The 20,143-nt window shown below is 54.2% G+C and carries 16 protein-coding genes, 1 tRNA gene and 1 pseudogene; 14 read left to right on the top strand and 4 right to left on the bottom strand.

The window, feature by feature from the left end; all coding sequences use genetic code 11:
- Nucleotides 1-8: 8 nt before the first annotated feature.
- Nucleotides 9-464: a Zn(2+)-responsive transcriptional regulator gene (gene zntR, locus I6L34_RS14355; RefSeq protein WP_043825867.1), complete on the bottom strand. Its 456-nt coding sequence runs from the start codon at nt 462-464 to the stop codon at nt 9-11.
- A gap of 415 nt (nt 465-879) precedes the next feature.
- On the opposite strand from zntR, the gene purH reads away from it, so the two are divergent.
- The 14 genes and pseudogenes from purH (at nt 880) to I6L34_RS14425 (ending at nt 14,598) form a co-directional block, all read left to right on the top strand.
- Entirely contained in the window at nt 880-2,472 is a 1,593-nt protein-coding gene (purH, locus tag I6L34_RS14360; RefSeq protein WP_043825869.1) for a bifunctional phosphoribosylaminoimidazolecarboxamide formyltransferase/IMP cyclohydrolase, read from the top strand.
- Nucleotides 2,473-2,586: 114 nt separating this feature from the next.
- Nucleotides 2,587-3,873, top strand: coding sequence for a phosphoribosylamine--glycine ligase (gene purD, locus I6L34_RS14365; protein ID WP_058056774.1), 1,287 nt, complete (start codon nt 2,587-2,589; stop codon nt 3,871-3,873).
- 277 nt (nt 3,874-4,150) lie between these two features.
- Nucleotides 4,151-4,525, top strand: coding sequence for a cytochrome b562 (locus I6L34_RS14370; RefSeq protein ID WP_005349056.1), 375 nt, complete (start codon nt 4,151-4,153; stop codon nt 4,523-4,525).
- The gene (locus I6L34_RS14375) at nt 4,506-5,060 is read left to right on the top strand and encodes a cytochrome b/b6 domain-containing protein (protein WP_058059721.1); all 555 of its coding nucleotides are present in this window, start codon (nt 4,506-4,508) and stop codon (nt 5,058-5,060) included. Before I6L34_RS14370 ends, I6L34_RS14375 begins: the two co-directional genes overlap by 20 nt.
- A 628-nt stretch (nt 5,061-5,688) precedes the next feature.
- Nucleotides 5,689-7,116 carry a site-specific integrase gene (locus tag I6L34_RS14380; RefSeq protein WP_216954879.1) on the top strand — a complete coding sequence of 476 codons (1,428 nt, stop codon included), beginning with the start codon at nt 5,689-5,691 and terminating at the stop codon, nt 7,114-7,116.
- Nucleotides 7,117-7,130: 14 nt separating this feature from the next.
- The gene (locus tag I6L34_RS14385; RefSeq protein ID WP_216954880.1) at nt 7,131-8,072 is read left to right on the top strand and encodes a DUF6387 family protein; all 942 of its coding nucleotides are present in this window, start codon (nt 7,131-7,133) and stop codon (nt 8,070-8,072) included.
- A gap of 98 nt (nt 8,073-8,170) precedes the next feature.
- Nucleotides 8,171-8,401, top strand: a complete 231-nt coding sequence (locus I6L34_RS14390) for a helix-turn-helix domain-containing protein (RefSeq protein ID WP_139741614.1) — start codon at nt 8,171-8,173, stop codon at nt 8,399-8,401.
- 16 nt (nt 8,402-8,417) lie between these two features.
- A pseudogene (locus I6L34_RS21860) lies at nt 8,418-8,582 on the top strand (ogr/Delta-like zinc finger family protein); the annotation flags it as partial.
- A 152-nt stretch (nt 8,583-8,734) separates the two neighbouring features.
- A complete protein-coding gene (locus tag I6L34_RS14400) occupies nt 8,735-9,364 on the top strand; it encodes a GPO family capsid scaffolding protein (protein ID WP_216954881.1) in 630 nt (209 codons plus the stop codon).
- Nucleotides 9,365-9,376: 12 nt separating this feature from the next.
- Nucleotides 9,377-10,342: a P2 family phage major capsid protein gene (locus I6L34_RS14405; RefSeq protein WP_216954882.1), complete on the top strand. Its 966-nt coding sequence runs from the start codon at nt 9,377-9,379 to the stop codon at nt 10,340-10,342.
- 4 nt (nt 10,343-10,346) lie between these two features.
- Complete coding sequence (locus tag I6L34_RS14410; RefSeq protein ID WP_216954883.1) at nt 10,347-11,060, top strand: hypothetical protein; 714 nt, start codon at nt 10,347-10,349, stop codon at nt 11,058-11,060.
- A gap of 78 nt (nt 11,061-11,138) precedes the next feature.
- Nucleotides 11,139-11,609: a host cell division inhibitor Icd-like protein gene (locus I6L34_RS14415; RefSeq protein WP_216954884.1), complete on the top strand. Its 471-nt coding sequence runs from the start codon at nt 11,139-11,141 to the stop codon at nt 11,607-11,609.
- Entirely contained in the window at nt 11,606-11,857 is a 252-nt protein-coding gene (locus tag I6L34_RS14420) for a hypothetical protein (RefSeq protein ID WP_058056781.1), read from the top strand. The genes I6L34_RS14415 and I6L34_RS14420 overlap by 4 nt, the downstream gene beginning before the upstream one ends.
- Nucleotides 11,854-14,598: a DUF927 domain-containing protein gene (locus I6L34_RS14425; RefSeq protein WP_216954885.1), complete on the top strand. Its 2,745-nt coding sequence runs from the start codon at nt 11,854-11,856 to the stop codon at nt 14,596-14,598. The genes I6L34_RS14420 and I6L34_RS14425 overlap by 4 nt, the downstream gene beginning before the upstream one ends.
- 144 nt (nt 14,599-14,742) lie before the next feature.
- On the opposite strand, the gene I6L34_RS14430 is transcribed toward I6L34_RS14425, so the two are convergent.
- The 3 genes from I6L34_RS14430 to rpoD all read right to left on the bottom strand — a co-directional run bounded on the left by I6L34_RS14430 (nt 14,743) and on the right by rpoD (nt 19,980).
- Entirely contained in the window at nt 14,743-15,696 is a 954-nt protein-coding gene (locus I6L34_RS14430; RefSeq protein WP_216954886.1) for a hypothetical protein, read from the bottom strand.
- 2,163 nt (nt 15,697-17,859) lie between these two features.
- Nucleotides 17,860-17,936 (bottom strand) — tRNA-Ile (locus I6L34_RS14435).
- A gap of 187 nt (nt 17,937-18,123) precedes the next feature.
- A complete protein-coding gene (gene rpoD, locus I6L34_RS14440) occupies nt 18,124-19,980 on the bottom strand; it encodes an RNA polymerase sigma factor RpoD (RefSeq protein WP_005340563.1) in 1,857 nt (618 codons plus the stop codon).
- Between the last annotated feature and the right edge of the window lie 163 nt (nt 19,981-20,143).

Here is a 20,143-nt window from a genome sequence, read left to right on the forward strand (position 1 = left end):
ATACCATGTCAGCCGTGAACCGGGTCATGCTGGTCGTGGTTGTGATGCTCGTGATGGGCCGGGGCGCCAGATTCCAGCGTCTCGAGGATGGCGCAGTGCTCCGCCGAGCGGGGGCCGCCGCAGCAGATATTGGAGAGCTCGCGCAGGTTGTCGCGAAAGCGGGTCAGTTCGATGATCTTCTGCTCCACCTGTGCCAGCTTGGTGTCGGCTACCGCTTTTACCTCCTGACAGGTGACTTTGGCCTTGTTGGTATCGAGGTCGAGCAGCTCGCCGATATCGGCCAGCGAGAATCCCACCGACTTGGCGCGAATGATGAACTCCAGCCGCCGCTTGTCCTGTTCACTGTAGAGGCGGTAGCCGGATTCGTTGCGGATCCCCGGTGAGATAAGCCCGTTCTTCTCGTAAAAACGCAGGGTATCTGCCTTGACCCCGCACGCCTTGGCCAGTTCACCGATCCGATACATGCTCTCTCTCCCCTTGAATGTATGCCGCCACAAAAACCGGAATCCACTATCACCCCTTTGCCCATGGATTGCCAGCCAAGGGCATAAAAGGGGCAGATAAACATCTCCTGGCGACCCTTTTTTCCATAAAACACTGAAAGTGCAAACGTTTCGAGAAAATCAACTGGAAAACGTTTAACGCCGCGCCAAATAAGGCTTTGCTGTTTCAAAAAATCCACCACAGGTCACATTTTTTGTGTAGAATACGCGCCCATAACAGAGCGCCGCACCAAGCGGGCATTTCCTAAAACGCTTTTGCCGGATGTCGGGGCGAGAGTGGTTTGCGAAATCCCCCACTTCCATTTATTTGGGGACTCTCTGTGTTGAGCCTCGCCTCCCATGGAACGGTCCCCGTTATGTTGAGGACGATAGTGTGATGGAACAAGCTCGACCCATTCGCCGTGCACTGCTGAGTGTGTCTGACAAAACCGGCATTCTGGAATTTGCCAAGGCACTCAACGAACGCGGCGTCGCCCTGCTCTCTACTGGCGGTACTGCCAAGTTGCTCGGCGAGGCGGGTCTGCCGGTGACCGAGGTCTCCGACTACACGGGTTTCCCTGAAATGATGGATGGCCGGGTCAAGACCCTGCATCCCAAGGTTCATGGCGGCATTCTCGGTCGTCGGGATCAGGATGACGCCATCATGGCCCAGCACGCTATCTCCCCCATCGACATGGTTGTCGTCAACCTCTATCCCTTTGCTGCTACCGTTGCCAAAGCGGGCTGCACTTTGGCCGATGCGGTCGAGAACATCGACATCGGCGGCCCGACCATGGTGCGCTCTGCGGCTAAAAACCACAAAGATGTCGCCATTGTCGTCAAAGCTGCCGACTACGATCGCGTTATTCGCGAGATGGATGGCAACGGTAACAGCCTGAAACTGGCGACCCGTTTCGATCTTGCCATCGCCGCATTCGAGCACACCGCTGCCTACGACGGTATGATCGCCAACTACTTCGGTACCATGGTTCCCTCTTATGGTGACAACAAGGAGGGTGACGAGGAGTCCCGCTTCCCGCGCACCTTCAACAGCCAGTTCATCAAGAAGCAGGACATGCGTTACGGCGAAAACAGCCATCAGGCAGCCGCCTTCTACGCCGAAGAGCATGCCGCTCCGGGTTCTGTCGCCAGCGCTATCCAGCTGCAGGGCAAGGCGCTCTCCTACAACAACATCGCCGATACCGATGCGGCGCTGGAGTGTGTGAAGGAGTTCGACGAGCCGGCCTGTGTCATCGTCAAGCATGCCAACCCCTGCGGTGTGGCTATTGGTAGCGACCTGCTGAGTGCCTACGATCGTGCCTACCAGACCGACCCCACCTCCGCCTTTGGCGGCATCATCGCCTTCAACCGCGAGCTGGATGGTGCCACTGCCGCAGCCATCGTGGCCCGCCAGTTTGTTGAGGTGATCATCGCCCCGACCGTCAGCCAGGAGGCCCGCGATGCAGTCGCCGCCAAGCAGAACGTGCGTCTGCTCGAATGCGGTCAGTGGACGGCTCCGGCGCAAGGGTTTGACCTCAAGCGCGTCAACGGCGGCCTGCTGGTACAGGAACGGGATCTCGGCATGGTGACTTTGGGCGACCTGACAGTGGTCAGCAAGCGTCAGCCGACCGAGGCCGAGCTGCAGGATCTGCTGTTCTGCTGGAAAGTGGCCAAGTTCGTCAAATCCAACGCCATCGTCTACGCCAAAGATGGCCAGACCATCGGCGTCGGTGCCGGCCAGATGAGCCGTGTTTATTCGGCCAAAATCGCCGGTATCAAGGCGGCGGACGAAGGGCTGACCGTGGCGGGCTCCGTGATGGCCTCCGATGCCTTCTTCCCGTTCCGCGACGGCATCGATGCAGCAGCCGCTGCCGGTATCTCCTGCGTGATCCAGCCGGGTGGCTCGATGCGTGATCAGGAGGTGATCGACGCCGCCGACGAGCACGGCATGTGCATGGTGTTCACCAACATGCGCCATTTCCGTCATTGATGGGTCAGGGGCTGCCGATGGCGGCCCTTTTGTTGTCTCTTTTCAACTGACTATTTCCGCTGACTGACGGCCTGGGTGGCCGTCCAGTGACCACAAATAGAAGCGAGCGATACGATGAAAGTACTGATCATTGGCAACGGTGGCCGTGAACACGCCCTGGCCTGGAAGGCCAAACACTCCCCGCTGGTGCGTCACGTTTTTGTGGCGCCGGGCAACGCAGGCACCCAGCTTGAGCCGGGTGTCGAGAACGTCGCCATCGAGGCGACCGATATCGAAGGGCTGCTGGCCTTTGCCAAAGAGAAACAGGTCGGCCTCACCATCGTCGGGCCGGAAGCGCCGCTGGTGAAAGGGGTGGTGGATGCCTTCCGCGCCGCCGGTCAGCCGATCTTTGGCCCAACCGCTGCCGCTGCCCAGCTGGAAGGCTCCAAGGCTTTCACCAAGGATTTCCTGGCCCGTCACGCCATCCCGACCGCCGAGTACCAGAACTTCACCGAAGTGGAGCCTGCACTCGCTTATCTGCGCGAGAAGGGCGCCCCCATCGTCATCAAGGCCGATGGTCTGGCGGCAGGCAAGGGTGTGATTGTCGCCATGACCTTGCAGGAGGCGGAAGACGCTGTGCGCGACATGCTCTCCGGCAATGCTTTTGGCGAAGCGGGCTCCCGGGTGGTGATTGAGGAGTTTCTGGAGGGTGAAGAGGCGAGCTTCATCGTCATGGTCGATGGCGAGCACGTGCTGCCGATGGCCACCAGTCAGGATCACAAGCGGGTGGGCGACGGTGATACCGGCCTCAACACCGGCGGCATGGGGGCTTACTCCCCGGCGCCTGTGGTGACCGCCGAGGTGCATCAGAAGGTGATGGAGCAGGTGATCATGCCGACCGTGCGCGGCATGGCGGCCGAGGGCAATGTCTACACCGGTTTCCTCTATGCCGGTCTGATGATCGACGGTGCAGGCAATCCCAAGGTGATCGAGTTCAACTGTCGTTTCGGCGATCCCGAGACCCAGCCCATCATGCTGCGGATGCAGTCCGATCTGGTGGAGCTCTGCCTGGCCGCTTGCGCAGGCAAGCTGGATCAGAAAGAGGCCATCTATGATCCCCGCGCCGCTATCGGCGTGGTGTTGGCGGCGGGTGGCTATCCCGGCGATTACAGCACCAACCACCCCATCAGCGGCTTGCCGGTGGATGAAGTGGCGGGTGAGAAGGTGTTCCATGCCGGTACCCGCCTGGAGGGCGATACCAGCCTGACCGCTGGCGGTCGTGTACTGTGCGCCACGGCGCTGGGCCACACAGTGGCAGAAGCCCAGCAGCGTGCCTATCAGCTCGCTGGCCGCATCAAGTGGGATGGCGTCTTCTACCGCAAGGATATCGGCTGGCGCGCCATTGCTCGCGAACAGGAGTAACTGACGCCAGCAAATGGCCAGTTGATTCAGACCCCGCTACGGCGGGGTTTTTTGTCCCTGTTTACCGCTTTCAACCATCCTCATGCTGCGCTTCACCGGCGTTCAATCAGTTACCAAGCGCAAACAAGCGCGGCATATCTGTCACTATTTGCCACAAAAAACAGCATTTTTCACAAACGTTTCACCATGAGTCATGGCATCATGCAGGTGATGAATTCTTGTTTGGATTCATAAGTACCCCTAACAATTCGAGCATGTCGTTATATAAGGAAATCCCATGTTGAAAACCGTCCGCCCCCTGCTGCTGCCCCTGATGTTTGGCCTGATGACCCTGCCTGCCGTGGCGGGTGATCTGGAACAGCCGATGAAGAAGATTGGCTTCAACTACAAGCAGGCCGTCAAGGCTGATGATGCAGCCACCATGGAGAAGCACATCAACGAGATGAAGGCCCAGCTGGATGTGGCCAAGCAGAAGAACATGCCGGCCGCCAAGAAAGAGAAATTCCTTGAAGGGATGAACGAGGTACAGACCGAGCTGGACGCCAGCCTGGCCGCACTCAAGGCGGGTGATGAGGCCAAGGCGCGCGAACATCTGGCCAAGGTCAACGACCTGAAGAAGGAGTACCACAAATATGCCAAGCAAAAAGGGTGAGCCCTTTCGCTGGGATCCGCTGGTTCGCCTGACCCACTGGGGCTTGGCGGCGGTCTGCATCGGCAACCTCTGGGTTAACGAAGCGGGGGAGGAGTGGCACGAGTGGCTGGGTTACGGCGCCATTGGGCTGGTCTCCTTGCGTCTGCTCTGGGGGCTCACTTTTGCCCGTGGCTACGCCCGCCTTGGTGCCCTCATTCCTAGCGGTGAGGACTTTCGCCAGCAGGCGCGCGAGATGCGTGAGCGGCAGCCTCCGGCACCGGGTCATCACGGCAGCGGCAAGCTGGCTGTGTGGGCGCTCTGGCTGGTCGTGCTGGCGACAGCAGGCAGCGGCTGGTTTCAAAATACCGAGGCGGGATTTGAACTGGGGGCTGACGAGTGGCATGAGTGGTGCGTGGTGGCGCTGCAGGGGCTGATTGGTCTGCACCTGCTGGCCATCGTCTTCACCTCCTGGCGTCAGCGCAGCAATCTGGTTACCCGGATGCTACCCGCCGAGCGTCGCTCATCCATCCAGAGCGGCAGCAACGAGCAAATCTGAGGCTCAGCATTAGGCTCCTTGTCTCTGAGTGAGGCGCCTGATCCGGACCCTGCCCAGACCCGCCCATGGCGGGTCTTTTCTATGGCCTCCTCGAGCTTATCACGGGACATTGCTCGATCCGCAGATGCAAAAAGGCCGCTCATCATGAGCGGCCTTTTTCAATTTGGTGGCCCCTGGGGGACTTGAACCCACGACCAATCGATTATGAGCGTGGGGAAAATGCATTTTACTGTATTTACGTACAGTATATGATGTTATATAAATCAATACCTTAGATCGCGCTGCTCATTTTGTGACCTTCCCTGATCTTCCCCTATATTCTCCCTCTGTCATATCCTATAGGTATCCTTTTTCGACCAATCGATTTTTAGGATACCTGGATCGATTGGTCGGCCAAGAGCAGGCTAGCCAGGGAAAGGAGCCGCAAACGCCACTCCCCCCTTGGGCCAAAAAAGGTCGCATAGGGTTTAAATATTGAGGTTACAGAGGTTACAAGGTTACATCTCTCTACAGGCCACGGTTTTACTGGGTTTGTTTGTAACCTCACCATAAATAGTCAGAGGTTACAGAGGTTACAAGACCTGTCTTGCCTGCCCTTCCTCTGGCTAGCCTGGTTGGTGGGAGGAAGATGAAAGCGTTCAAATTCACCAAGGCCACGATCGATGCACTGCCCCGCGCACCAGAGGGGAAGCAGGTCGAGTACTGTGATGCCATGGTGCAAGGGCTGAGGCTTCGGGTCGGGGCCACTGGAACCAAGTCGTTTAGCGTGGCCAAGAGGAAAGAAGGGCGCTTTATCAGGGCGACCTTGGGGCGCTATCCGGCATTGACCATCGACATGGCCCGCGCCAAGGCGCTGGAGATCTTGGGAGACGTGGCCATCACTGGCCAGAACCCCAACGTGATCCGCCGCGAACAGGATAAGCTGAAAGTCACCCTGGGCGAGGCGATAGATGCCTACCTTGCCAGCCGTGGCGACCGGATCAGAGCAGAGACGGCCAAGCACTACCGCGCCGATCTCAACAACTACTCCGGCGACTGGATGACGATCCCCTTGGTCAAACTCACGCGGGAAAAGATCGAGGTTCGCCACAAGGCCATCACCGAAGGGTTACCCAGTGCCTGGCACGGCGCATCGCCAGAGTTTCGCAAGGCGGGCACCGGCAAGGGCAGCAAGGCGCAGGCTGACCGCTGGGCGCGCACGCTGCGGGCCGTGTGGCGCTTTGCCCGTGATCACTATAGGGATGCCAATGATCGGGTCATGCTGCCCGAGCCACCGACCGAAGTCCTGAGCAGCAAGCGGCTTTGGCACAACACCCCCAGACGCAACGACCGGATCCGCACCCATGAACTCAGGCGCTGGCTGGATGCTGTGGAGCAGGTCAGGCAGCACGCCATCGACTGGCGGGACGATACGACTGCCACCGTCTGCGATGCCATAGACATGGCGCTGTTTACGGGGTTACGCCGCGCTGAAGTATTCCAGCTCACCTGGGATCGGGTCAGCATGAGCGGCGGCTACTTCTGGATTGACCAGACCAAGAATGGTGATCCGCTGGAGCTGCCGATCACCGATACCCTGCTCACCATTTTCCGCCGCCGTTGGCACTGGAATCTGAAACAGAGCCGGTTTGTATTCCCTGGTCGCAATCCGGATCGCCCTATCCATGAGCCGCGCCGTGTCATAGCCAAGATCTGCGCGGCCACTGTACCGAACCCCAACCCTGACGGCCTGCCGCCGCTCGAGTTCAAATGCCACGATGCCCGCCGTACCTTCGGCACTGTGGCCGAACTGGCCGAGGTTGGTCAGTACACCATCAAGCGCCTGATGAACCACCGCACCCTGCGCAGTGCCGATGTCACCCAGGGTTACATCCACTTCACCGCTGACGAGCTGCGTAAACCGGCAACTAGGATTGAACGGGATATTTTGGAATACGCAGGCCGCCTGGACAGTAAAAATAATGCCAATAGTAATCTGTTGACTATTTTTGCCACGTTGCCAGAAGACGAGCAGCGCCGCTTGCTTTTAAGTATTAGCAATGCTGGCAGCAAATAAAAAGGATTGAATTCATGAGTATGATTGTGGATATTGACGATCTGATTCGCCATGCAGAAAATAACGGCAATGATAAAGAGCATAAAGAAAATTTTTTAAAAATTTATGCGTCTGGGAAGTACGAAAAAGTGAGTGATCTTAGCGCCTTTGATTTTATTGAACAGTTGCGTATAAGGGCTGATATTGTGGAAATGCTTAATATTGGCTCTCCCTGTTTGCCACATTACTTGCCTAATTGGTTAGCGGTGTATTTATCTGATGACATTTATATCTCTGAGCCAGAGGGGTTACTTGTTGACGTGTCCGCAATGTTATCACCTGAAGCTAAGGCGGAAATGGTAGAGAGGGAGTTTTCTTATAGCAGTGATGACCATGGAGAGGAGTTGTCATCACTGAATAGTATCACCCCAATACACGTTCGGAATATTATCGCGATGGCCGAGGTTGCCAAGAGTTATGGCTTTAATGGTAACGACTCCTACAGCTACAGGATGCCCAAGATGCCTTTCGCTACGCTGCTTGCAGAGCGTTATAAAGAGAGTATGCCAAAGCTGGTAGCCGTAAACATTAATATTGAGAGCTTTTCTGACAAAGAAATCCTTGATGATATGGCCAGCTTGCTTAAAAAATGGCGGAGTGAATTGTCAGTTAATGAGGAAAAAGATTGTAAAGGTATTAGTTCAAATGTACTAAGGAAAGCTGTCAATAACAAATATTTGCCATTGCTAGACGCCATGATTGCACATAAATTGTTTAATGGCGCAATCAGTGATTTAGTAATTCTGGATACACTATATCCATCTCTTGATATTGAATTAGATGCCCTCAGGAAAACATATAAACATCAAGCAATGAGGTTTTCTGATGAGCGTCATGTCTCCGCTTGGAAACGAACTCTGGTGAAGTCAGGAGTAGAACATCTCACAATAAAAGATGCGTTAACAAAAAAATTCTAATATCGCAAGGGTAGTTTACTGCTTGCCAGTTATACCTTACATCCTAAAAGCCCCCCAGAGAAAATCAGCACCGTCAAAGCAATACTGGGGGTGCCAAGATGAAATCAGTAATAAACCAGAACACTCCACAACGCCTCACCCGCCGTGAGGCTGCCGCCTACCTTGGGTTGTCCGAGAAAACCCTTGGGGTCTGGGCCAGTAATGGCCGGTACGAGATCCCTTACTACAAACTCGGCAACCGTACCCTCTACGAACGCGCCGATCTCGATGCGTTCCTCGCCTCCCGCAAGATGCTGCATTCCAGCAAACCTGCAAACCCCATCCAATAACCCTGGAGGTACTCACATGCGCGTGATGTGTACCGAGTGCGGTCAGTTGGGCCGCATTACCAAGACCAACCGCCTGACGGCGGGGGTCGCCAACCTCTATTGCCAGTGTACTGATGCCGAGTGTGGTCACTCTTGGGTGTCCACCCTGGCCTATAGCCACACCTTGAGCCCATCGGCCAAGAACGCTACAGCGATGGCCATCACACTGGCGCAAGGGCTGTCGCCGGAGGCGCATGGCTCACTGTGCAAGAGCGTGAACGAGCGGCAGCAGCAGCTCGACATACTGGCCGCGCAAGAGCGCGAAAAACCGGTAGTTACACTGCGGAGGGTGGTATGAGTAGCCAAATCAAAACCGGCTGGGTGTGCATCGCCACGGCGGGGCAAACACTGGACGGCCGCAATATCAGCCCCGAGAGCCTGCGCCAGATGGCTGAGGTATACGACCCTGGTTTCTATACCGCGAGGCTCTGGCCGGAGGGGGCGCGCACTCGCCCGCTTGGATCTGTGGATGCCTTGAAGGTGCAGGAAGAGGGCGACCAGCTCAAGCTGATGGCGATACTTTGCCCGACCCTTGAGCTGATTGACCTCAACATCAGCGGCAGCCACGGCTTTTGCACCATTGAGGCGGCTGAAAACTTTGCAGGCACCGGCCAGTGGTATCTGGCGGGGGTCTCTGTCACCGACCAGCCAACCATCACGGGGCTGACCCAATTGCAATTTAGTGCCAAGCGGCCCGAGGCGCGCCCGCTCTTGGTGCCTGCCTCTTTGCCTGTACCCGTCCCCGCCAAACCGGCGAACCGGACACCAGACCCTGACCGCATGTTCAAGCAGCTGGAAACCTTGCTGTCGGACATCGACAGCATCAACAAAAAGCTCGCCAGCATGATGCCCTGTCCGCCAGACCCGCCCACTGCTGACCGCCGTGATAGCCCCGACTCTGCCAACACCTATCGCCTCTACTAAGGAGCCTTTCTGATGACCATATCTGACCTGCTGCGCGATGTGCGCATGAGCTTTGCCCCCGCGCCGCAACCGAGTTTTGGCAACCTCGACAACGCCACCAGTATGGCCCTGACGGCGGCCATTTTGCAGGCCGTCCCGTTCCTGTGGATGGTCTCTATCTTGGGGGTGGATGACCCGCACGCTCCGCGCTTTGACCCGCTCAAGCCAACCCTGCGCAGTGGCCGCAAGGCGCAAGCGCGTTTCATGGTTCCGGCCAAGCCGAGCAAGCGCGCCCACCAATACGAAGAGATGGACAGCAGCGTTATCTGGACTTGGCAACAGCTGGCCCAGATGCTGGAAGGGCTCGACCAGCGCCAAGCCAACAACCTGCTCGAAGAGCTGGCCTTGGCCGCCTTTGGTGATGACCTGATTCGGGTCGGTTTCCATGGCCAGTCTGCTGCCGTCAATACCGACCCTGTCCCCAACCCTAACGGGGAGGATGTGATGGTGGGCTGGCCCGCTTTGGCCAAGGCGGCTGACCCCGAGGGGCTGCGGGTGCTGCGCGATGCGGTCACCTTCTCCACAAGCGGCAAGGGCGATTTCACAGACCTCGACAGCATGGTCTATGCCCTGATTGAGAAGCTGCCCGAGGCATACCGCCAAGACCCGCGTTTGGTGGTGATGGTCGGCGGCGACCTACTGCGCGCCCACCAGAAAGCCCACCTCAAGGCCGGACAGGTACGGGATAAAACCCAGCGCATGAAGATTGCGGACTTGGGCTTTGTTTCGCACCAGCACATGCCGAGCACCTATCTGGCCATCACGCTGGTCGAAAACCTGCAAGTGCTCACCGTCAACCATACCCACCGCCTCACGGCGGGCGATGTTGACGACTTGGCCAGCTGGGGCATTCGCTACAACCGCGCCCAGACCTACGCCTTGGGCGAGCCGACCGCCTACGCCGCTTTTGATGCCATCACCCTTGCCACCGAGGAGTAACCCCATGCAACAGACCCCCACCTTGCAAGCCGTGCCGACTGCCCCCGCTGCGACCCGAGCCAGCCGACTGGATGAACATGTGGCCCTGTTTCAAAGCGAGCACAGCAAGCTGATGAAACTCGACCAAGAAATATTGACCTTGCGCGAGCAGCGCAAAAACCTGATGGCGCAAATCCCGCCCGCCAAGGCGCGCCGCGAGGAGCTGCGCCAAGGGCGGATTAACCAGCTGATGGGCGGGGTGGTGTCACTGGAAGCGGCGCAGGAGTATCGCGAATTGACCGAGCTGCTGGAGGATGCCAGAGCGGCAGCCAGCTTGTCAGAGTGTCAGGAGAAGCGCTTGGCGTTGCTGCTATATCAGACCCATCTGGCACTTAACGGCGCCCAGAGCATGGTCGCCGGATGTTATGAAAGCTACCTCGACCACAAGCTGGCACCCGCTATCTTGCCCAACCTCAAGCAGCAGCTGGCCGAGCTGGCGGCCCTGACCCGCGCCAAGGGTTGCATCATCGGGATGGAAGGTGCGCGCCGCTGGGCGCTAAACGAGTTGGGTTCCGCGCTCAAGGAGGCAATGAACGGCGAGCAAGTTGTGCTGGAGGGCGACAGCCCCGCCGCCCGTCAGGCGTTGCTCACCTCAACCCGTCCCCAGTGTGCCGATCTGCTGGCCCTGTGTGACAGTCCAGGCAAACGCCAATGCCTGCAACGGGAGTTGGAGGAGTAACCGCCCAGAAAAACAAAAGGGAGCCTGCCAGGGCTCCCTATTTGCTTACCCCACCCCCAAATCCAGAGGAGCAAGCCCATGCACCATAGCAAAGCCCCTGATCCCCAGCAAGAGTTGCATCCACAGATCAATTCGGATAGCCTTCCCCGTGTCGCCTTAAGCAAGCGACAAGGCAGGCGGATTAAGCACCCGCAGGCTGTGACTAAACCAAGGACAATCTGCACCATTTCCCCCATCTTCGGCCTCACGCCGGAGATCTATCCTTTTTTGGGGGCATGGGTCGGGAGCCAAAGAAAACGCCCCCACTGTGCCTTCCTTGGTTTGGCACTGCTTTGCGGCTACCCGATCCGCCTTGGTCTACCAAAACCAAGGACTGTAATCATGATCTTCACCTTCCTGATCGCCACCCATGGCAGGGTCTCTGACCTTCACCGTATACGCACCATTTCTGCCGTCGCTGATACCGAAGCCCAAGCGCGCGCCAATCTGCCTGGCTTGCCGCTCGTGTTTGTTGCCCGTATTCCCTGTGCGAAAAGGGGGCAAGCATGAACATCCATCAGAACCCCTCAAAAGAGCTTACCCGCGTCACTGCTGAACTGGATACGTCAGTATGTGCCCTTCATACCCTTTCCCATTTGTTGTCCGCCAGCGTGGATTGGGAGCGTAAGAACCGCATAGACCATGAAGAGTTTACCTATGGCATTTCCGGCCTGCTCAAGGCACTGGCGAAAGACATAGACACCAACTCTTGCCGGATCAGTGAGCTGAATGATCGGCTGCCTGGAGGTGAGTCATGACCTCTATTCGAATTGTCTCTGATGTCTCCCTGGCAGCCCGTGGCCAATGGCCCTTTATCCTTGCTGAACTTGGCCTGTCAGTCCCCAAGCGTGGCCAGCATGGCCCATGCCCTGCCTGCGGTGGCAAAGACCGGTTTCGCCTGGACGACAAGGAGGGGCGGGGCACCTGGATTTGTTCCCAGTGCGGCGCCGGTGATGGCTTAACCCTTTTAGCCAAGGTCACCCACAAGAGCACCAAGGAGGCCGCCCAAGAGGTGGCCACCTTGCTCGGGTTATCCCCAGACGGTCTCGATGCAAACGAGGTCGCCGCCCGCCGACAGAACGCCGAGCAGGTAGCAGCCAAAGCCAGACAGGATGAAGAGAAAGCCAAGCGCAAAGCCTGCACTAGGGCCGCCTCAATCATGGGGGATTGCGTTAAGGGCCGTAGCCCCTATCTATCCCTCAAGCACCTGCCCGACTGGCTGGCAGATACCAATCAGACTCTGATCCGAGAAGCGCGGCACAACTTCCCCCAGGGCTCCCTGGTTATCCCGCTCACTGATGAAAATGATCAGCTGGTCAACGTCCAGCTCATCGACCCCCAGGGCGAAAAGCGCTATTTGGCCGGTGGCCAGAAAGCTGGCGCATTTCACCGGTTAACCGGCGGGTTACGGGTGGCAATCTGTGAAGGCTACGCAACGGGTGTCTCTGTCCATTTGGCGACAGGGGCAACCGTCTATTGCGCCATGGATGCAAGCAATCTGCTAGCCGTGGCGGAGATAGCCAAGCGCCGAGAAGGTGCAGAGCCGATCCTGATTGCCGGTGACAACGACGCCCATATTGATGGCAACCCTGGCCAAGCCAAAGCCCAAGAAGCAGCAACAGCGGTAGGGGGGCTGATCTGCCTTCCTGATGAAGCCGGTGACTGGAACGATTACCACCAGGCCCATGGGCTGCTCGACACCAAGAAGGCGATCATGACCTCTTTCGCAGATACCAAAACCCCAGCAGAACAAGCACCAGAGACACCAGAACTCCCCGACAACTACAGCATGGGGAAAGAGCGCCTCTTTGCCATGGAGTGGCGCGGCAAGGGGGAGGAGGCTGAACGAGTGCCGGTGCCTATCAGTTCCCCGCTACATGTCAGGGCGATCACCCACACCGAGCAGGGCCAAGGCTTTGGCCGGTTGTTGGAGTGGCGGGATACCAACGGCAAGACCCGCCGTTGGGCAATGCCCATGCGCATGCTGGTTCACAAAGGCGGAGAGGAGGTATTCGGCCAGCTGGCGGAAAGCGGGCTCAGTTACATCAACATGAGTAAAAAGAACCTGCTGCGCGATTACCTGATGAGCTGCCAGCCACAAGCCAGGATCACCTGTGTCGAGCGCACTGGATGGCACAAGCGGGCCTATGTGCTGCCAAATGGCAACTTGGGGCCGGATGCCAACGAGGTGATCCTGCAAACCACCGGCTATGTGAATAACGACTTCACTACGTCCGGCACCTTGGCCGAGTGGCAAGCCCAGGTTGCCGCCCTGGCGGTTGGCAATAGTCGGTTAGCCTTTGCTATGTCGTGTGCCTTTGCTGCCCCACTGCTATCGCTGATTGGAGTTGAGGGGGGCGGTTTCCACCTGAAAGGCGAGAGTACTGATGGCAAGACCACCGTCATGATGGTTGCCGCCAGCGTGTACGGCCCCGAGGCGTTCGCCCATACCTGGCGAGCAACCGGTAACGCGATAGAAGGGATCGCCAGTCGCCGCAATGATGCCTTGCTGTGCCTGGATGAAATCAAGGAGGTGGATGGACGGGAGGCCGGTCTGGTCGCCTATATGCTGGCGAATGGCCAGGGTAAGGGCCGAAGCCGCCAAGATGGGGAGCTGCGCGAGCGCAAGCAGTGGCGCTTGCTGTTCCTCTCCACTGGTGAGCTTTCCCTAGAAGACCACGCCGAGCAGGCTGGCCAGCGCACTTTTGCCGGTATGGAGATCCGTACGCTCCAGATCCCGAGCGATACCGGCAAACACGGCGCATTTGAGGAGCTGCATGGTATGGCTGATGGCCGCCAGTTTGCCGATACCCTGCGCGAGCGCCTACAAGGGCAACACGGCACAGCTTTTCGTGCCTATGTCGAGGCATTGGCCAATGACCTGAACGGGCACAGCGCATGGATGAAGGGGGAGATCCGCCGATTGGCCACTGCTATGACCCCAGAGGGAGCCGGTAATCAGGTAGGGCGAGCTATTAACCGCTTTGCCCTGGTTGCAGCAGCTGGTGAGCTGGCCACCCGCTTGGGTATCACTGGATGGCAAGCAGGAGAAGCCACCAAAGCCGCACGAACTTGCCTTGATGCGTGGCTGGCCGACCGTGGGCACCTGGGCAACCAAGAAGACGCGGCAACCCTGTGTCAGATCCGCCAGTTCTTCACTGCCTATCAGTACAGTCGGTTTGCTGATTGGGATGATAGCAATCACCGCCCATCACAGATGGTGGGCTATCGAAAGAACCCGAAAGCAGGGGCTGACGAAGGCGTTGTCTTCTTGGTATTACCCGAAGGCTGGAAAGAGATAAACCATGGTCGAGATTTCAAGAAGGCAGCCAAATTGGCCTTGGTGGCAGGTTGGATCATCAAAGCTGCACCAAACAAAACACAAGCGCTTGTACGTCTTCCAGGCATGGAGAACAAACCGACTAGGGTCTATGTGTTAGGGCACCAAGTATTGGCAGATGTAGCTGATGAGTCTATGTATGAAAAAACAGCTTCTTAAGCGATAAGCATCTTTTATTATGAGAAACCGCCATCCCCTCTTTAAGAGGGGATACTATTTCGTCCTTTAGTAGGCAAATATAGGAATGAATTTACGAAACCAATCGTCACTTTAAGAGGTTTACATTATAAAGTGCCTAGTTTTTTACTGGGTGGTTTTAACTATTGGCCACGGTTTCATGAGGAATTCTTTTGCGTTGTAGCGATTTTCTGCTCGTTCGACGAGGAGGTTAATTTCCTTATCTATGTCTATAGATGGAAGATTGTTAAAGTCATGTTTACTATCATATGATATGGCCTTGCCCTTTAAATGTGTTAATTTATGTTTATCTATATATGATTTAATCTCGGCGGAAAGGTCTATTGCAAGGCAGGATAGTGTATCTATATTTTGCTCTATTTCTTTAAAAAGAATTTCGGACAATTTGATAAAGTGCACTATGTTATGAAATACTTCAGTTCCAAAAAAATCACTTGGATCAAATCCTAGTGCTAGAGGGCGCATTTCTTTTTTGTTTTCCTTATATAGAAGAGACATTATTTTATCCCCCATGTCTTTCCTTTCCTTCAGTAGCATCAGTATATGATTGTACTGGTCTATCGATGCATATATAAAGATGGGGTTTGATGCGCTAAATCTCTTTACATCAAGGTTTTCTTGCTTAATCAGGAAGCACAGTGAGGAAACATCAATTTCTATTTTTGGTAACTCATTCTTTGTTAATGAAAGAGCTTTAAAGCTGCGACCTATAGATGCACTATCTCCAATCTTGTCTAAGTGTATTTTATGTATGCCTCTAAGTTGCTCAAAACACCCGACAATGGTCATGAGTGCTTGGGATGCATTTTTTATGTTTTGTTCATGCTCTTTCTTTACATCATCTTTTTGTTGTTTTTCTATTGCATATAAATATGATAGGAAAGTAGAGCCAAATATACCAGCTATTGCACCGTACCATGATGGAATGTTTTTTATTCCAATTGTTAATATCTCTTTTAATGAACTGTCGTTTCCAATTTGTTCTTGTGAAATGAATAACCCTGTGATTAAGCCAATAGCTATAAGTATAGGCATCAAAACTAAAACCCGCTGTAACATCCCACATGCTCCTAAAGATAGACTGAACATTGCAGAATGTTACATTCTTAATCTAAATAGTTCAACTGTATCCTTCGGTAAATACCCCCCCCATAAATAAAAGATAATCAGTAAAAAGTAGCAGATGAAAAATGAGTGTTTCTAATACTTAGAGGATCTTCATCATTTTTGAATGGTAAATTGCTTTTATACCTTATATCCAGGGCTGCTCAATTCAATTTAAGAATTATGGATGCTCCCCATCATGAACATATACATTAACAAATGCTAATTTTATGGTAGAGTTATCATGAGATGTTCCATAATTTTATTTTCGTCCTTCACTTTCTGTATATTTGATGTACTCCATGTCTGAGTTCTTTCAAGTTTTATTTTTAACGGATAGGATTTCGTCACGAAATCTGCGCTCATCCGCTCCCGCCTGCGGACTGCGTTAAGAAAATTTTTTGCAAAAATGGATTACCGCAGTTTCCTAGCTCTAGGGCGCGCCGTTCTTGGGGGTTGGGGCCTTGGGAGGAACTGCACGAAGTGAAAGGAATTGCTGTTTTTTGCAAAAACATGATCTACTTGCAGCTTATTAAAAAACGTAACCATTTGATATACATATAAAAAATACACATTTCGTGGGCATTCTATGACGTCTTTTATGGGGTGGTATACGGATTGGTATGAGGATTTATCATTTAAAAACAATGAACTATGAAGGTTTTCACGATTGGTCGAAATTGCAAGCCTTCAGTTTTTCACTTACCTAGTCAGGGCTGAATTAGACCACTACAAAACAAATCACTATGTATCAGGGGGGGGCGCTTGCATGATGGTAGGGCACATTAACAAATCAACTATAAAACCACATCTAGGCTGATGTGCTGCAACTATGTCCTGAGGTATTCAATGGAAAAGTGTGTCGCTTATGTACTGCCTTGAATGTTCAAGCGCAGACGGATTTCAAGACAGAGTTGTGAGAGATGAGCTCGAGGGGATGCATGTTGATCTGTGGACACGCTAAACGGATTTCTTCACATCAACTCAATAGAGTCTTCTGTAGAACTTGGTCTGGATTTGCTGGAGGGAGGGATAATGAGAGAGAGGGAATTTTAATAATGTCAATACTTTTTATGACTTTCTAGTTGACTTTCTTGTCAGACATGTTACAATGAGTAGTTGCTAAATTTTTTGCAACAAAAATCCCACCACTTAAAGGGTAGTGAAAGTTATGTTTACAAAAAACATAGTATTAAAAACAAATTTGTCAATCAATCAACCAAGGAGGCTTTATGCCCAAAAAGAAAGGCAATGTAAAACCTAAGAAAACCACTAACTCTATCGATTCTAATCTGGCGCTAACTAGGTGCAATCTAGTTACTAGCATCACTCAGAATCTTCTAAAGGTCTATTTTTATGCAGATAAAATAGACTGGCACGAGATGGTAGAGAGAGTAATGAACATTATCAGTAACGTGTAAATCTACAAGGGGGTTGCAGCCCCCTTTTTTTCTACCCCATAATCATGCCCTGATTTTTTAAAAATGTCAACATTAGCGCTGGATGTTGTGTGCAAAAAACACACTGCGTTCATTACCGTATTGATTTTATTGATTTTTTAATCTAAGCAATACAGGCTTTGAATGGGTTCGCTTTCCGTGCTTATGGGTTTTTCCATCAATGTATCATGCTGTTGTAAGTCGATTTCTTATGTGGAAGTTGGGGGCGGTTGAGAGTTGTAACCTCTGGGGTTACAGGTTAGACCGTCAAGAAAAATGGCTACAGCCCGCACCAGACCAGGGCTACAGGCTTGTAACATCCTGCCTCTTTCGGAGCGTGTAACCTCTATCCGCTTTTTGCGCTCTGAGTGGGGTTACAGCTCAAAGCCGCGCCAGTACTGGGCTAGAGCAGAGTTGTAACCTCGTAACCCGTGTAACCCCGTTTTTTTCAACATATAGAGATAGAAAAGTGAAATCTGGGGAGGAGGAAAAAATTTTAGCGAAGGTTCTCAAAAGAGAACATTTCGAAGAGGCTGATCATTTTTCTTCCTGGTGGAGAAAAAATTTTTTGAGGGGATGGGGAGTGGTTTTAGAGTGGTTACTCTACAGGCTGAGATATCCTATAGGTATCCTATTGAAAAGAGGGTTAGCGAGTACTATCTCGCTAACCCTCTGGAATTGGTGGCCCCTGGGGGACTTGAACCCACGACCAATCGATTATGAGTCGACTGCTCTGACCAACTGAGCTAAGGGGCCAAATTGTGCGTTTAGCGGCGTGGATTATAGGGGAAGAGGAAAGGGCAGTCTATAGGCATATCAACCACTTGGCGACTAATTGTCCAGGTCGATAGAGGGGGAAAAGCCGGTCGCAAGGGTAAATGCCAGACAAAACAAAGCCCCGCATGGCGGGGCTTTGGCAGAGCAGTTTGACACAGGGTCAGGACTATTCGTCCAGGAAGCTGCGCAGCACTTCCGAGCGGCTCGGGTGGCGCAGTTTGCGCAGTGCCTTGGCTTCGATCTGACGAATACGCTCACGGGTAACGTCGAACTGTTTGCCCACTTCCTCTAGGGTGTGGTCAGTGTTCATGTCGATACCGAAACGCATCCGCAGTACCTTGGCTTCACGGGCGGTCAGGCCAGCCAGCACTTCGCGGGTGGCGTTGCGCAGGCTTTCGCTGGTCGCCGCATCCGCTGGCAGAGCCAGGGTGGTATCTTCGATAAAGTCGCCCAAGTGGGAATCTTCATCATCACCGATGGGCGTCTCCATGGAGATAGGCTCTTTGGCGATTTTCAGTACCTTGCGGATCTTGTCTTCCGGCATGCCCATGCGCATGGCCAGCTCTTCCGGGTTCGGTTCGCGCCCCATCTCCTGCAGCATCTGACGGGAGATACGGTTGAGCTTGTTGATGGTCTCGATCATGTGTACCGGGATACGGATGGTACGGGCCTGATCCGCGATGGAGCGGGTAATGGCCTGACGGATCCACCAGGTAGCATAGGTCGAGAACTTGTAGCCACGACGGTATTCAAACTTGTCTACCGCCTTCATCAGACCGATGTTGCCTTCCTGGATCAGATCCAGGAACTGCAGACCACGGTTGGTGTACTTCTTGGCGATAGAGATAACCAGACGCAAGTTGGCCTCAACCATCTCTTTCTTCGCACGGCGGGCCTTGGCCTCACCGATGCTCATGCGGCGGTTGATATCCTTGATCTGGGCAATCGACAGACCGGTCTCTTCTTCAATCTGCTGCAGCTTGCCGATGGCGCGCTGAATATCCTCGTCCATTTCAACCAGACGGGGAGACCAGGCTTTGCCAGCCTGCTTCTGGTATTCGAACCAGGCAGTTTCACACTCGTTGTTGGTGAAGGCCGCGACGAAGGTTTTCTTCGGCATCTTGGCCTGCTCAACGCAGAGCTTCATGATGATGCGTTCCTGCACGCGGACACGCTCCATCATTTCACGCATGTTGTTGACCAGGCGATCGAACTGCTTGGGCATCAGGCGGAATTGACGGAATACATCGGCCAGCTGGGCGATGGCGGCCTGGGTATCTTCGTGCGCGCGACCATTCTTCTGAATGGAGAGGCGGGTCACTTCATACTGGGCACGCAGTTCACCAAACTTCTCGCGAGCGACTTCCGGATCCGGACCACCGTCACCGTCGTCGTCAGAGCTGTCGCCATCTTCGTCTTCGTCTTCTTCGTCCTCTTCATCTTCGTCGGCCAGATCGTCTTCGCCGAGCTCGGAACCGATATGCGTGGCGGTAGGCGCCATATCTTCAGTTTCGTTCGGGTCAATAAAGCCAGAGATGATGTCAGAGAGACGCAGTTGCTCGGCTTCGTACTTGTCGTACTGTTCGAGCAGGTAAGTAATTGCTTCAGGGTACTCGGCTACGGAGCTTTGTACCTGGTTGATACCGTCTTCGATCCGCTTGGCGATGTCGATTTCGCCTTCACGGGTCAGCAGTTCGACGGTACCCATTTCCCGCATGTACATGCGGACGGGATCGGTCGTGCGACCAATCTCAGATTCAACAGATGCCAGAGCCTGGGCCGCTGCTTCGGCAGCGTCCTCATCGGCGGTACCACCTTCAGCCATGATAAGGTCATCGGCATCCGGAGCGTTTTCAACCACTTGAATGCCCATATCGTTGATCATCTGAATGATGTCTTCGATCTGGTCTGAATCGACAATGTCTTGCGGGAGGTGATCGTTCACCTCGGCATAGGTCAGGTAGCCCTGTTCTTTACCTTTGGCAACGAGGAGTTTAAGCTGAGACTGCGGGGTTTGCTCCATAGAACTCATCCGGTTGGTGTTGCTAGGTTGCGCGTACAGTGCGCTGCTGCGCAAATAGCCAATTCTAATAGAAAACCGCCAGACATGCTATGTCTGGTTGCGGCGTCGGTCATGAGAAACCCCTGCCCGCAGTATTGTCGGGGCCAGGCGGTTATAAAATTTT

It is taken from the genome of Aeromonas sp. FDAARGOS 1404 (genome assembly GCF_019047085.1).
GTDB lineage: Bacteria > Pseudomonadota > Gammaproteobacteria > Enterobacterales > Aeromonadaceae > Aeromonas > Aeromonas veronii.

Excerpts from the sequence above, each read along its gene's own strand:
- zntR (WP_043825867.1), bottom strand. The coding sequence starts at position 464 with ATGTATCGGATCGGTGAACTGGCCAAGGCGTGCGGGGTCAAGGCAGAT.
- purH (WP_043825869.1), top strand. The coding sequence starts at position 880 with ATGGAACAAGCTCGACCCATTCGCCGTGCACTGCTGAGTGTGTCTGAC.
- purD (WP_058056774.1), top strand. The coding sequence starts at position 2,587 with ATGAAAGTACTGATCATTGGCAACGGTGGCCGTGAACACGCCCTGGCC.
- I6L34_RS14370 (WP_005349056.1), top strand. The coding sequence starts at position 4,151 with ATGTTGAAAACCGTCCGCCCCCTGCTGCTGCCCCTGATGTTTGGCCTG.
- I6L34_RS14375 (WP_058059721.1), top strand. The coding sequence starts at position 4,506 with ATGCCAAGCAAAAAGGGTGAGCCCTTTCGCTGGGATCCGCTGGTTCGC.
- I6L34_RS14380 (WP_216954879.1), top strand. The coding sequence starts at position 5,689 with ATGAAAGCGTTCAAATTCACCAAGGCCACGATCGATGCACTGCCCCGC.
- I6L34_RS14385 (WP_216954880.1), top strand. The coding sequence starts at position 7,131 with ATGAGTATGATTGTGGATATTGACGATCTGATTCGCCATGCAGAAAAT.
- I6L34_RS14390 (WP_139741614.1), top strand. The coding sequence starts at position 8,171 with ATGAAATCAGTAATAAACCAGAACACTCCACAACGCCTCACCCGCCGT.
- I6L34_RS14400 (WP_216954881.1), top strand. The coding sequence starts at position 8,735 with ATGAGTAGCCAAATCAAAACCGGCTGGGTGTGCATCGCCACGGCGGGG.
- I6L34_RS14405 (WP_216954882.1), top strand. The coding sequence starts at position 9,377 with ATGACCATATCTGACCTGCTGCGCGATGTGCGCATGAGCTTTGCCCCC.
- I6L34_RS14410 (WP_216954883.1), top strand. The coding sequence starts at position 10,347 with ATGCAACAGACCCCCACCTTGCAAGCCGTGCCGACTGCCCCCGCTGCG.
- I6L34_RS14415 (WP_216954884.1), top strand. The coding sequence starts at position 11,139 with ATGCACCATAGCAAAGCCCCTGATCCCCAGCAAGAGTTGCATCCACAG.
- I6L34_RS14420 (WP_058056781.1), top strand. The coding sequence starts at position 11,606 with ATGAACATCCATCAGAACCCCTCAAAAGAGCTTACCCGCGTCACTGCT.
- I6L34_RS14425 (WP_216954885.1), top strand. The coding sequence starts at position 11,854 with ATGACCTCTATTCGAATTGTCTCTGATGTCTCCCTGGCAGCCCGTGGC.
- I6L34_RS14430 (WP_216954886.1), bottom strand. The coding sequence starts at position 15,696 with ATGTTACAGCGGGTTTTAGTTTTGATGCCTATACTTATAGCTATTGGC.
- rpoD (WP_005340563.1), bottom strand. The coding sequence starts at position 19,980 with ATGGAGCAAACCCCGCAGTCTCAGCTTAAACTCCTCGTTGCCAAAGGT.